At 31.2% G+C, this 14,965-nt stretch carries 18 protein-coding genes and 1 riboswitch; of the genes, 15 read left to right on the forward strand and 3 right to left on the reverse strand.

The window, feature by feature from the left end:
- The first annotated feature begins 2 nt into the window (after nucleotides 1-2).
- The 14 genes from CD036_RS01675 to gcvPB all read left to right on the forward strand — a co-directional run bounded on the left by CD036_RS01675 (nucleotide 3) and on the right by gcvPB (nucleotide 12,308).
- Nucleotides 3-1,445, forward strand: coding sequence for a rhomboid family intramembrane serine protease (locus CD036_RS01675; protein ID WP_021459928.1), 1,443 nt, complete (start codon nucleotides 3-5; stop codon nucleotides 1,443-1,445).
- 1 nt (nucleotide 1,446) lies between these two features.
- Nucleotides 1,447-1,641 carry a YqgQ family protein gene (locus CD036_RS01680; RefSeq protein ID WP_002509763.1) on the forward strand — a complete coding sequence of 65 codons (195 nt, stop codon included), beginning with the start codon at nucleotides 1,447-1,449 and terminating at the stop codon, nucleotides 1,639-1,641.
- Nucleotides 1,642-2,107: 466 nt separating this feature from the next.
- A complete protein-coding gene (locus tag CD036_RS01685) occupies nucleotides 2,108-3,094 on the forward strand; it encodes a glucokinase (protein ID WP_002509762.1) in 987 nt (328 codons plus the stop codon).
- The gene (locus CD036_RS01690; protein ID WP_002509761.1) at nucleotides 3,094-3,432 is read left to right on the forward strand and encodes an MTH1187 family thiamine-binding protein; all 339 of its coding nucleotides are present in this window, start codon (nucleotides 3,094-3,096) and stop codon (nucleotides 3,430-3,432) included. The genes CD036_RS01685 and CD036_RS01690 overlap by 1 nt, the downstream gene beginning before the upstream one ends.
- On the forward strand, nucleotides 3,419-4,036 hold the full coding sequence (locus CD036_RS01695) for an MBL fold metallo-hydrolase (protein WP_002509760.1): 618 nt from the start codon (nucleotides 3,419-3,421) through the stop codon (nucleotides 4,034-4,036). Before CD036_RS01690 ends, CD036_RS01695 begins: the two co-directional genes overlap by 14 nt.
- A gap of 52 nt (nucleotides 4,037-4,088) precedes the next feature.
- The gene (gene comGA, locus CD036_RS01700) at nucleotides 4,089-5,063 is read left to right on the forward strand and encodes a competence type IV pilus ATPase ComGA (RefSeq protein WP_002509759.1); all 975 of its coding nucleotides are present in this window, start codon (nucleotides 4,089-4,091) and stop codon (nucleotides 5,061-5,063) included.
- Nucleotides 5,035-6,087, forward strand: coding sequence for a competence type IV pilus assembly protein ComGB (gene comGB, locus CD036_RS01705; RefSeq protein WP_103387865.1), 1,053 nt, complete (start codon nucleotides 5,035-5,037; stop codon nucleotides 6,085-6,087). The genes comGA and comGB overlap by 29 nt, the downstream gene beginning before the upstream one ends.
- A 30-nt stretch (nucleotides 6,088-6,117) precedes the next feature.
- Nucleotides 6,118-6,426: a competence type IV pilus major pilin ComGC gene (comGC, locus tag CD036_RS01710; protein WP_103387866.1), complete on the forward strand. Its 309-nt coding sequence runs from the start codon at nucleotides 6,118-6,120 to the stop codon at nucleotides 6,424-6,426.
- Nucleotides 6,416-6,853 carry a competence type IV pilus minor pilin ComGD gene (gene comGD, locus CD036_RS01715; RefSeq protein WP_103387867.1) on the forward strand — a complete coding sequence of 146 codons (438 nt, stop codon included), beginning with the start codon at nucleotides 6,416-6,418 and terminating at the stop codon, nucleotides 6,851-6,853. The genes comGC and comGD overlap by 11 nt, the downstream gene beginning before the upstream one ends.
- A 254-nt stretch (nucleotides 6,854-7,107) precedes the next feature.
- Complete coding sequence (locus CD036_RS01725; RefSeq protein ID WP_103387868.1) at nucleotides 7,108-7,536, forward strand: ComGF family competence protein; 429 nt, start codon at nucleotides 7,108-7,110, stop codon at nucleotides 7,534-7,536.
- 167 nt (nucleotides 7,537-7,703) lie between these two features.
- Nucleotides 7,704-8,216, forward strand: coding sequence for a shikimate kinase (locus CD036_RS01730; protein ID WP_002509752.1), 513 nt, complete (start codon nucleotides 7,704-7,706; stop codon nucleotides 8,214-8,216).
- A riboswitch (glycine riboswitch) is annotated at nucleotides 8,213-8,306 on the forward strand. Its footprint overlaps the gene before it by 4 nt.
- Nucleotides 8,307-8,383: 77 nt before the next feature.
- Nucleotides 8,384-9,475, forward strand: coding sequence for a glycine cleavage system aminomethyltransferase GcvT (gene gcvT / locus CD036_RS01735; protein ID WP_021459931.1), 1,092 nt, complete (start codon nucleotides 8,384-8,386; stop codon nucleotides 9,473-9,475).
- Nucleotides 9,476-9,493: 18 nt separating this feature from the next.
- The gene (gene gcvPA, locus CD036_RS01740) at nucleotides 9,494-10,846 is read left to right on the forward strand and encodes an aminomethyl-transferring glycine dehydrogenase subunit GcvPA (protein WP_002509750.1); all 1,353 of its coding nucleotides are present in this window, start codon (nucleotides 9,494-9,496) and stop codon (nucleotides 10,844-10,846) included.
- Nucleotides 10,833-12,308: an aminomethyl-transferring glycine dehydrogenase subunit GcvPB gene (gcvPB, locus tag CD036_RS01745; RefSeq protein ID WP_002509749.1), complete on the forward strand. Its 1,476-nt coding sequence runs from the start codon at nucleotides 10,833-10,835 to the stop codon at nucleotides 12,306-12,308. The genes gcvPA and gcvPB overlap by 14 nt, the downstream gene beginning before the upstream one ends.
- A 135-nt stretch (nucleotides 12,309-12,443) precedes the next feature.
- Here the strand turns inward: gcvPB and CD036_RS01750 are convergent, their stop codons facing one another.
- Nucleotides 12,444-12,830 carry a rhodanese-like domain-containing protein gene (locus CD036_RS01750; protein ID WP_021459932.1) on the reverse strand — a complete coding sequence of 129 codons (387 nt, stop codon included), beginning with the start codon at nucleotides 12,828-12,830 and terminating at the stop codon, nucleotides 12,444-12,446.
- Nucleotides 12,831-12,974: 144 nt separating this feature from the next.
- Between CD036_RS01750 and lipM the strand changes: the two genes are divergently transcribed.
- On the forward strand, nucleotides 12,975-13,805 hold the full coding sequence (gene lipM, locus CD036_RS01755) for an octanoyltransferase LipM (protein WP_002509747.1): 831 nt from the start codon (nucleotides 12,975-12,977) through the stop codon (nucleotides 13,803-13,805).
- Between the two features lie 288 nt (nucleotides 13,806-14,093).
- On the opposite strand, the gene CD036_RS01760 is transcribed toward lipM, so the two are convergent.
- Entirely contained in the window at nucleotides 14,094-14,309 is a 216-nt protein-coding gene (locus tag CD036_RS01760) for an SA1362 family protein (protein ID WP_103388013.1), read from the reverse strand.
- 28 nt (nucleotides 14,310-14,337) lie between these two features.
- Complete coding sequence (locus tag CD036_RS01765) at nucleotides 14,338-14,919, reverse strand: hypothetical protein (protein ID WP_103387869.1); 582 nt, start codon at nucleotides 14,917-14,919, stop codon at nucleotides 14,338-14,340.
- Nucleotides 14,920-14,965: the final 46 nt, after the last annotated feature.

Here is a 14,965-nt window from a genome sequence, read left to right on the forward strand (position 1 = left end):
AAATGATTACAAAAAAGCATTTTTGGAAATGTGTTTATTTATGGATTAGATATTATAATTATCAACTTAAACACTATAACCAAGATACAGAAGAAGTTTGGTTAGCGCATAAACAACGACAAACAATAAAAATATTTAGAAACGACGTGCAATCAGCACAAGAAATTCGATTAACAAAAGAGAGAATTCAAGAACACAGAGAAGATATCGCAAACTTTGTTGATTTTGAACCTCAAAACATAGACATTTACTGTTTTACAAATAACCAATTTGTTGAAGAACATTTAAATGAACATCAACCTATAAAACTAACAATTAAAGTATTACATAATGATGTAAGTATTGAACGCACTATGCCTAATTACATTATGAAACGATTGTATCAAAACAATAATGCGAAACACACAACTACTACATACAAACAAAAATCATTAAATCAAAGTCCTATTGAAAAACACATGATAAAATTTTCACCAGTCACTTATACATTGATAGGTATTAACGTCATTATATGGCTATTAATGATTTTATTTTTCAATCGTTTTTCAGAATTAAAACTATTAGATGTAGGTGGATTAGTACACTTTAATGTAGTACATGGAGAATGGTATCGATTAATTTCTTCCATATTTTTACATTATAATTTTGAACATATCTTAATGAATATGCTAAGTCTCTTTATTTTTGGCAAAATAGTGGAATCTATCGTCGGTCATTGGAGAATGTTAGTAATATTCTTATTCTCAGGGTTATTTGCGAATTTTGCTTCATTATCATTTAATATTGATACTATTTCAGTAGGAGCAAGTGGTGCAATTTTCGGTCTTATCGGTTCATTATTTGGATTTATGTATATAAGTAAGATTTTTGAACGCAAATTAGTCGGTCAATTGCTTATCGCATTAGTAATCTTGATTGGTATTTCGTTATTTATGGATAACATCAATGTTTGGGCTCATATCGGTGGTTTTATTGGTGGTTTGTTCATTACACTTTTAGCATATTATTTTACCGCAAATCGTAATGTTTTTTGGATTTTACTGGTGCTAATTTTAATATTATTTATCGCATCACAAATAAGAATCTATACAATTAAAGAAGATAATATTTATAACACTATTATTGCTAAACAGATGAAGGAAGATAAATATAAAGAGGCTAAGCAAATGGTTGCTGAAACAATCGACAAAAATTATGCCGATGATGAAACATATTATTTAAAGGGATTGATTACGACTACTGTTGATTCTAGAGCTGAAGCTATTTCCGATTGGGAACGTGGACTGAAAACATTTCCTGATTCTGGATTGTTAAACTACGAGTTAGCTGTCGCTAACCGTGCATTAGACGATAAAGATGAAGCATTGAAATATATCAATGCAGCATTAAAATTAAATCCTGGTAATGAAAATTATCAAAATTTAAAAAAAGAATTGGAAGACTAATATGCAAGAACAAATTAACGACTTTTATGATGTCTTACAGTTATTAAAAAAATATGGTTTCATTGTTTATTTTAAAGATAACAATGATACGCTAGAAATGATTGAGCAAGAAATTAATTCTTTATATCATTATAATTTATTATCAAAACATAATTATCTAAAATGTAAAATGATAATTAGTCAACGCAGGGAATAATAAACGAAATTGTCTATATAAACCTAGAATAGTCATGACTATTCTAGGTTTTATTTTGTATTATATGAATCAGTAAAATAAAGTTGAGAGGTAAGAAATAGTTATATTTACTTCTTTGTGCATTGAAGAAGTTAGTTCAAAAAAATAAAAATTGTATTTTTTAATATTTGTTGCAAAAGAAAACCATAATAAGAGTAAACAAATTGACAAAGTTAACTATAAATTTGATAATTAATGCAAGCTATATAACAGATGAGCACTTGCTATGTATTATGATATAATTTAAGTAACTGAATAAATGAATTCGCGTGTATATATTCATGGTGAACATTTTGTTTAACGACAGCTTTTCTTGTTTTAACGTTTGCTTACAGCTGATAGTGAGTAAATTAGGATTTCAACATAATTCTTAAACACATTGTTTATAACACGCCATCAAACAAACTAGAAAAGGATGAGTAGGTAAATGAGTAAAATTATTTTAGCAGCCGATGTCGGTGGCACAACATGCAAACTTGGAATATTTGATGAACAATTAGAAAGAATAACTAAATGGTCTATAGATACAGATACATCAGATTCAAGTGGATATAACCTATTGAAAAATATTTACGATTCTTTTGTAGCTCAAGTAGCTAATTTAAATTATAACTTTGATGATGTTTTAGGTGTTGGTATTGGGGTGCCAGGACCTGTAGAATTTGAAACGGGAACAGTTAATGGGGCTGTCAATCTGTATTGGCAAGGTAATGTCAACGTGAGAGACATCTTCCAACAGTTTGTGGACTGCCCAGTTTATGTTGATAATGATGCGAATGTAGCTGCTTTAGGTGAAAAACATAAAGGCGCAGGCGAAGGTGCTGAAGATGTTGTAGCAATTACACTTGGTACTGGTCTTGGTGGTGGCATTATTTCAAACGGTGAAATTGTACATGGTCACAATGGATCTGGTGCAGAAATTGGACACTTTAGAGTAGACCATGATCAACGTTTCAATTGTAACTGTGGTAAATCTGGATGTATAGAAACAGTTGCATCAGCGACGGGCGTAGTTAATTTAGTTAATTTTTATTATCCAAAATTAACATTTAAATCATCTATACTAGAATTAATTAAAAATAATAAAGTAACTGCAAAAGCTGTATTTGATGCTGCGAAAGCTGGAGACCAATTTTGCATATTTATAACGGAACGTGTAGCTAATTACATCGCTTATTTATGTAGCATAATTAGTGTGACAAGTAATCCGAAGTATATTGTTTTAGGTGGCGGTATGTCTACGGCAGGTTTAATATTAATTGAAAATATTAAAACAGAATATCATAACTTAACATTTACACCAGCTCAGCACAATACTGAAATCGTTCAAGCACAACTTGGAAATGATGCAGGAATTACTGGCGCTGCTGGTTTAATTTATACGTATGTACTTGAAAAGGACGGTGTCAAATAATGGCAATTGTGGATGTAGTAGTAATTCCTGTTGGAACTGAAGGTCCAAGTGTCAGTAAATATATTGCAGAAATTCAAACCAAATTAAAAGAATACAAAAAAGCTGGTAAAATAGACTATCAATTAACACCTATGAATACTTTAATCGAAGGAGATTTAAAAGATTTATTGGAAGTTGTACAAGTAATCCATGAATTACCTTTTAATAAAGGATTAGATAGAGTCTGTACGAATATACGTATTGATGATCGCCGTGATAAATCTAGAAAAATGGATGAAAAATTAGATTCAGTGCAACAACATTTAGATAAAAGTGGTGACCCAAATGAGAATATCTAATTTAACTTTAGGTCCTGTAGATACCAATACTTATTTTATCGAAAATGATAAAAACATAATTATTGTAGATCCTGCAGCTGAAAGTGGTCAAATTATTCAAAAAGTTAATCAAATTAATAAAACAGTAAAAGCAGTGGTGTTAACACATGCTCATTTTGATCATATAGGTGCTTTGAATGATATTGTTACAAAGTATAATGTACCTGTTTATATGCATTCTAAAGAATTTGATTTTCTTACGAACACTCAAAAAAATGGCTCTGAAAAATTCAAACAATTTGGTTTACCTGCCATTACAAGTGATGTAAAGCCTGAACCATTAAGTGAAGGAAAAGCACAAATTGCAGATTTCACTTTCGATGTATTGCATACACCAGGACATTCACCGGGCAGTTTAACTTTTGTTTTTCCTGACTTTGCTGTAGTTGGTGACACTTTATTTAAACAAGGTATTGGTAGAACAGACTTATACCAAGGTGATTATGAGACTTTAGTGGACTCAATCAAAGATAAATTATTTGAATTAGATGGTGATTTACCATTATTCCCTGGACATGGACCACATACTACAGTTGATGATGAACAATTAAATCCATATTTATAAATAGCAAGTAAAATTATCACCTTCTACGTGTATATATGTAGGAGGTGATTTTTTGAAATTGTTATTTGAAGATATTATGACCAAGGCCATAAAACAGAAAACGTCTGATATTCATTTTATACCAGTCGAAAATGAAGTAGTTATTAAATTGCGGGTGAATGAAAGTTTAATAGATTTTCAAAAAATGACTAAGCATACCTATGCTAAACTATTAACTTATATGAAATATCAAGCATGCCTAGATGTTTCTACACACCACATTGCACAAAGTGGCCGTTATATTTATAACTATAAGCAGTTATATTACTTACGTATTTCCACGTTGCCGTTATCATTAGGAATTGAAAGCTGTGTTATTAGAATAATTCCACAATACTTCTACCAATCAACTGAAGAAATGCAATTGGATTATTTATATCATTTAATGACGAAAAAACAAGGCTTGGTGTTATTCACAGGTCCAACAGGCTCGGGGAAAAGTACATCAATGTATCAAATGAGTTTGTATGCAAAAGAACAATTAAATTTAAATGTGATTACTATTGAAGACCCAGTTGAAAGAATTATAGATGGTATTACGCAAATTTCGGTAAACACTAAAGCTGGCATTGACTATCACAATTCTTTTAAAGCTATTTTAAGATGCGATCCAGACGTAATCTTAATTGGTGAAATAAGAAATGCTGAAATAGCTAAACAAGTCATACACGCGAGTTTAAGTGGACATCTTGTTTTGACAACATTACATGCCAATAGTTGTGAAGGGGCATTACTTCGTTTATTAGAAATGGGGCTCACAAATCAGGAATTAGTACAAACTATTATTAATATTACTAACCAACGACTCATTACTTCTAATGACAAGCATCGATATTTAGTAGCAGAAAGCTTATCACATGAAGATATACATTACTTCTTTAACAATAATTATAGACTACCAGAAGATTTCCAAACTTTGCCGAATATATTACAACGATTATCGCAAAAGGGGGTTATTTGTGAAAAAGTGGTACAAAAATACATTTAATCAAAAAAAGCTCAGTGATAAGGATAAAATTAGTCTTATTGGTCGTTTACATGATTTACTTACACATGGTTTTACAATTTCTGAGGCATTTCACTTTATAATAAAACAATACAACATTCCAGAACAGTATAAAGCTGAGTTACTGGCATATATAGCTGAAGGTGCAACGTGTAATCAACTGTTATCACAGCTAAAGTATCCAAAACCCACGATAATGTTAGTATTATTTGCTGAAAAATTTAGCGATTTAAACGAATGTTTACCACATATTCAAGACTATTTAAAAAGAAACTATGAAGTAAAGCTATACTTGTTAAAAGCTTTACAATACCCCGTTATTTTATGTAGTATATTCTTCTTGATGCTCACCATTTTAAATCATACAGTTATTCCAGAGTTTGAAACGTTATTTGCAACAATGGATGTGACTCGTTCTCCATTTCAACACTTATTGACATACTCGATTATGGTCTTACCGAAATTTATTAGTATATTTTTTATTAGTATATTCCTCATTTTAATTATTATGCGTAAAATTATTCAACGTTTACCCATTAATAAACAAATTAGATTACTTTCTAAGCTTCCAATTTTCCACCATTATTACCGTTTATATAAAACATATCAATTTGCTTCTGAATTCGCGTTATTTTACAAACACGGTGTTACCTTGCATCACATCGTAAACTTATATCAGCAACAGGAAGATTTATACCTCAATTATTTAGCTTCTGTAATTGCAATTCATACCACTAAAGGAGATACATTAGACCAAATATTATCACGTGTACCTTGTATTGAAACAGAATTAATTACATTTATACAACAAGGTGAACGCAGTGGTAAATTAGGTATTGAGCTACAACTTTATAGCACAATCATTATTGATAAAATTCAAAATAGATTTCAACAGCAAATTCGTTTTATACAACCCACAATCTTTCTAATACTAGCGATATTAATTCTCGCACTTTACGCAGTAATTATGCTACCGATGTTTGATTTAATGCAAACTTTAAAATAATAACTTATTAAAAGGAGTAAATATGAAAAAATGTATAAAAGAACTGTTACAAAAGCTTTTACATTAATAGAAATGTTACTCGTACTATTAATCATTAGTTTATTACTCATACTAATAATCCCTAATATTGCAAAACAATCAAAGCATATACAAAATACAGGTTGTAAAGCACAATTAAAAATGGTCGATAGCCAAATAGAAGCATACACATTAAAAAATAATCAAGCACCAGCAACAATAGATGACCTTGTTCGAGAGGGGTATATTAAAGAGAATCAAAAACAATGTAAATCCGGTGCAAATATTACAATTACTAATGGTGAAGCTGTTGCTAGCTAGGCACGCATTTACTTATATTGAAATGTTATTTGTTTTATCAATTATTGCGATTATATTGTATATGCAAATGAAATTTCTACATGACACACACAGCGTTTATACACGTGACAATCAAATTCAGCAGTTGATTCTAAAATTTTACTATTTTAAATCTAAAGCAATTAAAGAAAACCAATCTATAACAATGTTTTTCAAACCATATAATCAAGAAATATCTATGATGGATATGCAAAATACATCATATCAACCCATACTAATTACTAATGGTTTCATCCATCCTAAAACTAATTTAAAACACCTGACATTTGATAAACATGGTAATACACATCAATTTGGTTCATTATATATTAAATTACAGCAGCAACTTTTTCGAATAATATTTAATATTGAAAAAGGGACTATTAGATATGAAAAAGTTAAAGAGTAATATATTGCTGGATAGTTTATTAACATTTTCACTAATCATGACGCTTTGCCTCGAAATTATTCCATTAACTTATCAATTAGAAACTACACTTCAAAATCAATTGAACAAACTAGAGGCTAAAAGAATTTTACTTTATGATTTAACTTTATCCAAGACTATTGATAAAAAGTCTAAAACAATTGCTCAATATAAAATTACCTATCATTTAAAAAACGTGTGTATTAAGAATCACAGTTTGAAAGAAGATCTTTGCTATGAATATAAGAATAAAAAGCTTTAGTTTTATCGAAATGCTATTTACGATGTTGATTTTAACAATTGCTGCTCATTTACTCCCATTACTTATCAAACAAGCAGTACTATTTAATTCACATTACACCTCTACACAATATATAGAACTAGAATTATTTGCACGTGATATCACTCAATCTATCGTTACTTCACAACATAAATTAACAATTATTCATCCCCAGAAATTTTCAATAGCAACCTCGAAAAATCAAACATATTCTTATAGTTATAAAAATGGAAAAGTTATTAAACAAGTAAATGATACCGGATATATTATTTTATTGAATAATGTATTATCTTTTCGTGTAGCAACAATAGCAACCCATCATTTAGCAATACATTTAAAATTAGTAGAAAAGGGGGAATATTTTGAAAAAACAATCTATTTATAGTATGAAAGGGTTTTTATCCTCTTTTGTTGCCGGGTTTTTTATGCTATATTTATCTTTAATATCTTTCTATTTAATTCATCATAGTTTAAAACTTAAAACTTTAAATAATATAGAAAAATATTATGATTCCCAAATTGAAAAACACATATAAAAGGAAGATTTCATTCATGAATAGTGCTTTAACGCCAATAGTATTAATAGGATTTATGGGTACTGGCAAAACAACATTAGGTCAGTACATGGCAAAAGCTAATAATTACACATATATTGATTTAGATCATTATATTGTAGAACAAGAACAAAGAACCATCCCAGAAATTTTCGAGTCAGATGGTGAATCTGTTTTTAGACAATTAGAAGCATTTTATTTACAACAATGTCTCGAACAGTACGATATTATTGCTACTGGTGGAGGTATTATTGAAGGTGAACAATCGCTCCAATTGTTGAAACAAGTAAAATATGTTTATTGGTTAGATTGTGAATTAGAGGTTTTATATGAACGTGTGAAATCCGACGAAAATCGACCGAACGCGAATAACAAAACATTTCCTGAATTAAAATGGTTGTATTTATCTAGGGTTTCAAGATATAATGAAATCGCATTCAAAAAAGTTAATAGTAATCAAAAACTTTGTGATTTACAGAGTGAAATTATACAAAGTTTGATTAGCGATTGATCAGTGTTGGAGAGAATGACAATGTATAAACGTCATCGCCGAAGGTGCAAGTTTAACGAAACTCTCAGGCAAAAGGATAACACTGTGACGCGTTCCTGAATAATGAGACAGGGTAGCTTATTTAGCTATCCTGTTTTTTTAATAAATATTTAATTGGGGGTATCTTGATGTCTAGTAATCTTAAACAAACGCCATTGTACCAAACATTTGTGGACAGTGGAGCTAAAATTGTAGAATTTGGTGGTTGGGCAATGCCTGTCCAGTTTTCTAGTATTAAAGAAGAACATAATGCTGTTCGAACTGCGGTAGGATTATTTGATGTTAGTCATATGGGAGAAGTACTAATAGAAGGTCCAGAAGCTGACCAATTGGTTCAATACCTACTTTCAAATGATACCGATCAGCTTACTACAGAAAAAGCACAATATACTGCTTTATGTAATGAGGATGGTGGCATTATTGATGATTTAATAACATACAAATTAGCTGACCAATCTTATTTACTTGTTGTCAATGCAGGTAATACAGATAAAGATTTTGAATGGATGCAACAACATGCACAAGATTTTGATGCTCAAGTAACGAATGTATCAAACCAATATGGTCAATTGGCAGTTCAAGGTCCTGAGGCACGTGGACTTATACAGGAGCATGTAGATATTGACGTATCCGAAATGAAACCATTTGAATTCAAAACAAACGTATCTTGTTTTGGTAAAAATGTAATTCTTTCACAATCAGGTTATACCGGTGAAGATGGTTTTGAAATTTATTGTGAAGCACAAGATACTGTAGAAATATGGGATAACCTTATTGATAACAATGTAGTACCTTGTGGATTAGGTGCTAGAGATACACTAAGATTGGAAGCTGGTTTACCTTTACATGGTCAAGATCTAACTGAATCAATCACACCATATGAAGCTGGAATTGCTTTTGCGGCTAAGCCATTAATAGAGGCTGATTTTATAGGGAAATCTGTATTAAAAGATCAAAAAGAAAATGGATCTAAACGCAGAGCTGTTGGATTAGAAATGATAGATAAAGGCATTCCAAGAACTGGTTATAAAGTATATGACCTGGATAATAATGAAATTGGTGAAGTAACTTCGGGTACGCAATCTCCATTTTCTGGTAAATCAATCGCTTTAGCATTAATTGAGAGAAGCGAATTTGAATTAGATAAAGAAGTATTGGTTCAGGTTAGAAAGAGACAAGTTAAAGCTAAAATCGTTAAAAAAAATCAAATTTCAAAATAGTATTGAGGGGTGTACAAAGTGAGTCATCGTTATATTCCATTAACTGAACAAGATAAACAAGAAATGTTAGATGTTATAGGTGCGAAGTCCATTGATGAATTATTTGGAGATGTACCTAAAGATATTTTATTAAACGACGAATTACAAATTGCTAATGCTGTTCCGGAAACAACATTATTTAGAAAGTTAAGTCAAATCGCAAGTAAAAACGTCACTAAAGAAACACATACATCATTTTTAGGTGCCGGTGTATATGATCATTATGCGCCATCTGTAGTTGATGCTATGATTTCTAGATCAGAATTTTACACTGCATATACGCCATACCAACCTGAAATATCACAAGGGGAATTACAAGCTATTTTTGAATTCCAAACGTTAATTTGTGAATTAACAGATATGGATATTGCCAATTCTTCTATGTATGATGGAATGACAAGTTTTGCAGAGGCATGTATTTTAGCCTTCAACCAAACTAGAAAAAATAAAATTGTCGTTTCTAAAGGCATGCATTACCAAGCATTACAAGTGTTGAAAACATATGTAAAAACACGTGAAGAGTTTGAAATTGTAGAAGTTGATTTAGATGGTACTATTACAGATTTAGATAAATTAGAAAAAGCAATAGATGATGATACTGCTGCAGTTGCAGTACAATATCCTAACTTCTATGGTTCTATTGAAGATTTGGAAAAAATTCAATCCTTTATCGAATCTAAAAAAGCATTGTTTATTGTCTATGCGAATCCACTTGCACTTGGCTTATTAACTCCACCTGGTACTTTTGGAGCTGATATTGTTGTTGGTGATACGCAACCGTTCGGTATTCCAGCACAATTTGGTGGACCACACTGTGGCTTTTTCGCAACAACTAAAAAATTAATGCGTAAAATACCTGGTCGCTTAGTTGGTCAAACAGAAGATGATGATGGTAACCGTGGCTTTGTATTAACATTACAAGCACGTGAACAACATATTCGTCGTGACAAAGCAACCTCAAACATTTGTTCAAACCAAGCATTAAATGCACTGGCTTCATCAATATGTATGTCAGCACTTGGTAAACAAGGCATATATGATATCGCAGTTCAAAACTTTGAAAATGCTAACTATGCAAAAGAACAATTTAAAGCACAAGGTTTTAAAGTTGCAGAAGGTACATCATTTAACGAATTTGTTGTAACATTTGATAAACCAATCGCAGAAATTAACCAATTATTAGCTGAAGAAGGCTTCATTGGTGGTTTCGATTTAGGCCAAGTAGATTCAAACTTAGCACAAAATATGTTAATTGCAGTAACTGAGTTAAGAACAAAAGATGAAATAGATACATTTGTTGAGAAAGCAGGTGAACTCAATGGTAGTAAGTAAATCAACACCATTAATATTCGAACGTTCTAAAAAGGATAGATATGCTTATTCCTTGCCGCAAAAAGAAATTGATAATGATGCAGTTAATCGTCTTTTAGATGATAAGTTCATTAGAAAAAACAAAGCAGAATTCCCTGAAGTAGCTGAATTAGATTTAGTGCGTCATTATACTGAATTATCTAATAAAAACTTTGGTGTCGATTCAGGTTTTTATCCACTTGGTTCTTGTACGATGAAATATAATCCAAAAATCAATGAAAAAGTGGCACGAATACCTGGATTTGCGGAATCACATCCATTACAAGAAGAAGATCAAGTACAAGGTTCACTGGAAATTGTTCATAATTTACAAGAAGAACTGAAAGCAATTACTGGTATGGATGAAGTTACATTACAACCCGCAGCAGGCGCTCATGGTGAATGGACGGCTTTAATGATCTTTAAAGCATACCATCAAAAAAATGGTGAAGGTCATCGTAATGAAGTAATAGTACCAGACTCAGCACACGGTACTAACCCAGCATCAGCTGCTTTTGCAGGTTTTAAAGCTGTCACTGTTAAATCAAATGAACGTGGAGAAGTCGATGTTGAAGATTTGAAGCGTTTAGTTAATGAAAATACAGCTGCTATTATGTTAACGAATCCAAATACTTTAGGTATTTTCGAAAAGAATATTATGGACATCCGCAACATTGTTCATGAAGCAGGTGGATTATTGTATTATGATGGAGCAAACTTAAATGCCATTATGGATAAAGTAAGACCTGGTGACATGGGCTTTGATGCTGTTCACTTAAACTTGCATAAAACGTTCACTGGTCCTCATGGTGGCGGTGGTCCAGGATCTGGTCCTATCGGCGTTAAAAAGGAACTTGCAAGCTTTTTACCAAAACCAATGGTCGTAAAAGAAAATGATACTTTCAAATATGATAATGATATTGAAAATTCCATCGGTCGTGTTAAACCGTTTTATGGTAATTTTGGTATATATTTACGTGCATATACCTACATTCGAACTATGGGTAATTTAGGTTTGAAAGAAGTTTCAGAAGCAGCCGTACTTAATGCGAATTACATTAAAGCACGCTTAAAAGATCATTTTGAAATTCCTTATGAACAATATTGTAAACACGAATTTGTTCTAAGTGGTTCTAAGCAAAAATCTGAAGGTGTTCGAACATTAGATATGGCGAAACGCTTATTGGATTTTGGTGTACATCCACCAACAATTTATTTCCCACTTAACGTAGAAGAGGGCATGATGATTGAACCAACAGAAACCGAATCCAAAGAGACTTTAGACTATTTTTGTGACTCTATGATTCAAATTGCTGAAGAAGCTAAAAATGATCCGGATAAAGTGTTAGAAGCACCACATACTACTATTATTGATCGTTTAGATGAAACACAAGCTGCGAGAAAACCTGTTTTAAAATTTGAAAACTTACGTAGCGAAAAATAATTAGAAAACCCCCTGATGAACTTTTAAAGTATCATCAGGGGGTTTTTAAAAATTAGCAACGATTTTTAAGAGTATTTACTTACATTAATTTAGTTGAGCATTACTCTATCATTTAAAATTATTACCATCAATTTATTATTTTTTAGATTTAATTTTGCCAGTCCATTTTTTATAACCGCCTTTGAGCATGTACAAATCAGTGTAACCGTTTTTCTTTAATGTACGTGCTGCACGATAACTCGCAATCCCATTCGCATCACAAAGATAAATAGGTTGGTCTTTTCTTAAACCTTGAAATCTTTGTTTAAACATTGTAATAGGAATATTTCTTGAACCAACAATATGGCCATAATCATAGTCAACTTTTTCTCTAACATCAATGACTTGTGCTTTTCTTAAACCGTTATGAAATTCATTTTGATTTAATTCAGTAACAGCTTTTTTATTAAGCATATAGTTAACTATCATATAAACAATGATAATAATTAGTATTGCTAATGCTATAAACCAAAAACTACTCATCTTGCATCCTCCCTATTTTCCCGATAATATATATTATAAGACTGTTATAACGATTTATCAAAATATTTTTGTTATAATGTTAAAGTTCTGTAAACGATAACAAAAATAAATGTTCTTATTTAATATTGATTGGAGTTTTTTATTGTGACTGAAACTTGGAATTTTATAAATACTGGTAGTAATGATCCTTACTATAACATGGCATTTGATGAGGCATTACTAAATTTTGTATCAAGAGGTGAAATTGACCCAGTTATACGCTTTTATACGTGGAACCCGGCTACCTTGTCAGTGGGATATTTCCAAAGATTAACTAAAGAAATTGACACTGCAAAAGTCAAAGCACTTGGCTATGGTTTAATCAGAAGACAAACCGGTGGTAGAGGTGTACTACATGACAAGGAATTGACTTATAGTGTTATTGTTCCTGAATCACATCCTAACATGCCTAGTACAATAACAGAAGCATATCGTGTTATTTCTGAAGGGTTACTTGAAGGATTCAAATTATTAGGATTTGATGCATATTTCGCAATTCCACGTTCCGAAGAAGAGCGAGAAAAGTTAAAGCAACCACGTAGCGCTGTTTGTTTTGATGCACCTAGTTGGTATGAATTAGTAGTAGAAGGGCGAAAAATTGCCGGTAGTGCACAAGTTCGTCAAAAAGGTGTTATATTACAACACGGTTCTTTATTACAAGATGTTGATATTGATGAACTTTTCGACTTGTTTATTTTTAAAAATGATCGCTTGAAAGATAAAATGAAACAAGCGTTTGTCGATAAAGCTGTAGCAATCAATGATATTGCAGAACGTCATATTTCTATTGCTGAAATGGAATCAGCATTTGAAGCTGGCTTTAAAAAAGGTTTAGATATTGAATTCAAACCACTCAAACTTACGCCATCACAATTACAAGAAGTAGATGAATTAATAATAAAATATAAATCTGATGAATGGAATTATCGTAAATAATGAGCTTCATATGCATCTGCACAATAACTTAATACGCTGTTAATTAAACGATTCAGTTATTGATAGTCTAAAACTGTCGACAAATCTTCTGACTTTGTTGGCAGTTTTTATGCACGCTTTTCCCGGGCACTGCCTTAGCCTATAGTCTGCGGAACGTGCTATTGTGAATAACTTATATAAATAAAAATAAACCTTTCGCAAATTAATGCGAAGGGTTTATCTACGTTTTGAGGCTATGTTACTACTTGTCACTCAGCCCTTTATTTTATAGCATGTTGCAAGTTGTAATTAATGTTTATTATGACGTTTAGATTTTCTAACTGCTCGTTTATATTTCCGCTGATCTGGTGTTAAAAAGAAAAAATAATAAATTAAATAAATAATCCCACCTAATATGGCTAAACTAATAACCATTTGCACGAAACTAAAAATAAACATATCTAAGTTCATAATTAGTCCAAATAGTGCAACCGCTATGACAAAATAAAATAAAATCTGCTTCATCATTGCTATTATGCTCCTTTCATGTAAGTTATTGTTCGTTAATACTTACTTCAGTTAAGTCTTGTTGCCCTGCTTTTAATTTCTTTTTATCTTTGGCACTGTATCCCTCTTTAATTTTAGCTAAAGCTTTTGATAAGTCTTTATTAAGTGTTTTTATATTTTTGTGCTTACTTTTTGCATCTGAAGACATGTCATCAGTATCAACCTTGCCTTCATATGTAGCGTATGCTTTATCAGTATTACTAATTAACTTGTCTAATTTACTTTGTATTTTCTGATCGGCTTTATTTTTAGTTAAGTCTGGTTCAAGTGAATTATAGTCACTAATGACATTAGCAATATCATCATAATATTTTGATGATGCTTTCATATAATTAACACGCTTTTCATTACTTTTAGCTTTTTTCATATTTGCTTTATCTTGCTTCAAATCAGCAATTTTAGCTTTTTGATCAGTTATACTTTGGTTTAGTTCTTGAATATCTAATTTTAAATTATGATTTTTTTCTCGTAAATCAGTCGATTTTTCTTCTAATGGCGCTAGATTTTGACTACCACATCCCGCGAGTATACATGATGCGCCAATAATTGATATTATTTTCTTTTTCATCATTTTCTCCTAATTCAAAAACTATTTATTATCATATTATTTATGC

This window comes from Staphylococcus arlettae (assembly GCF_002902345.1).
Classification (GTDB): Bacteria; Bacillota; Bacilli; order Staphylococcales; family Staphylococcaceae; genus Staphylococcus; species Staphylococcus arlettae.

Excerpts from the sequence above, each read along its gene's own strand:
- CD036_RS01695 (WP_002509760.1), top strand. The coding sequence starts at position 3,419 with ATGAGAATATCTAATTTAACTTTAGGTCCTGTAGATACCAATACTTAT.
- CD036_RS01765 (WP_103387869.1), bottom strand. The coding sequence starts at position 14,919 with ATGAAAAAGAAAATAATATCAATTATTGGCGCATCATGTATACTCGCG.
- CD036_RS01725 (WP_103387868.1), top strand. The coding sequence starts at position 7,108 with ATGAATATAAGAATAAAAAGCTTTAGTTTTATCGAAATGCTATTTACG.
- CD036_RS01680 (WP_002509763.1), top strand. The coding sequence starts at position 1,447 with ATGCAAGAACAAATTAACGACTTTTATGATGTCTTACAGTTATTAAAA.
- CD036_RS01690 (WP_002509761.1), top strand. The coding sequence starts at position 3,094 with ATGGCAATTGTGGATGTAGTAGTAATTCCTGTTGGAACTGAAGGTCCA.
- gcvT (WP_021459931.1), top strand. The coding sequence starts at position 8,384 with ATGTCTAGTAATCTTAAACAAACGCCATTGTACCAAACATTTGTGGAC.
- gcvPB (WP_002509749.1), top strand. The coding sequence starts at position 10,833 with ATGGTAGTAAGTAAATCAACACCATTAATATTCGAACGTTCTAAAAAG.
- CD036_RS01760 (WP_103388013.1), bottom strand. The coding sequence starts at position 14,309 with ATGAAGCAGATTTTATTTTATTTTGTCATAGCGGTTGCACTATTTGGA.
- CD036_RS01675 (WP_021459928.1), top strand. The coding sequence starts at position 3 with ATGATTACAAAAAAGCATTTTTGGAAATGTGTTTATTTATGGATTAGA.
- CD036_RS01730 (WP_002509752.1), top strand. The coding sequence starts at position 7,704 with ATGAATAGTGCTTTAACGCCAATAGTATTAATAGGATTTATGGGTACT.
- CD036_RS01750 (WP_021459932.1), bottom strand. The coding sequence starts at position 12,830 with ATGAGTAGTTTTTGGTTTATAGCATTAGCAATACTAATTATTATCATT.
- comGC (WP_103387866.1), top strand. The coding sequence starts at position 6,118 with ATGTATAAAAGAACTGTTACAAAAGCTTTTACATTAATAGAAATGTTA.
- CD036_RS01685 (WP_002509762.1), top strand. The coding sequence starts at position 2,108 with ATGAGTAAAATTATTTTAGCAGCCGATGTCGGTGGCACAACATGCAAA.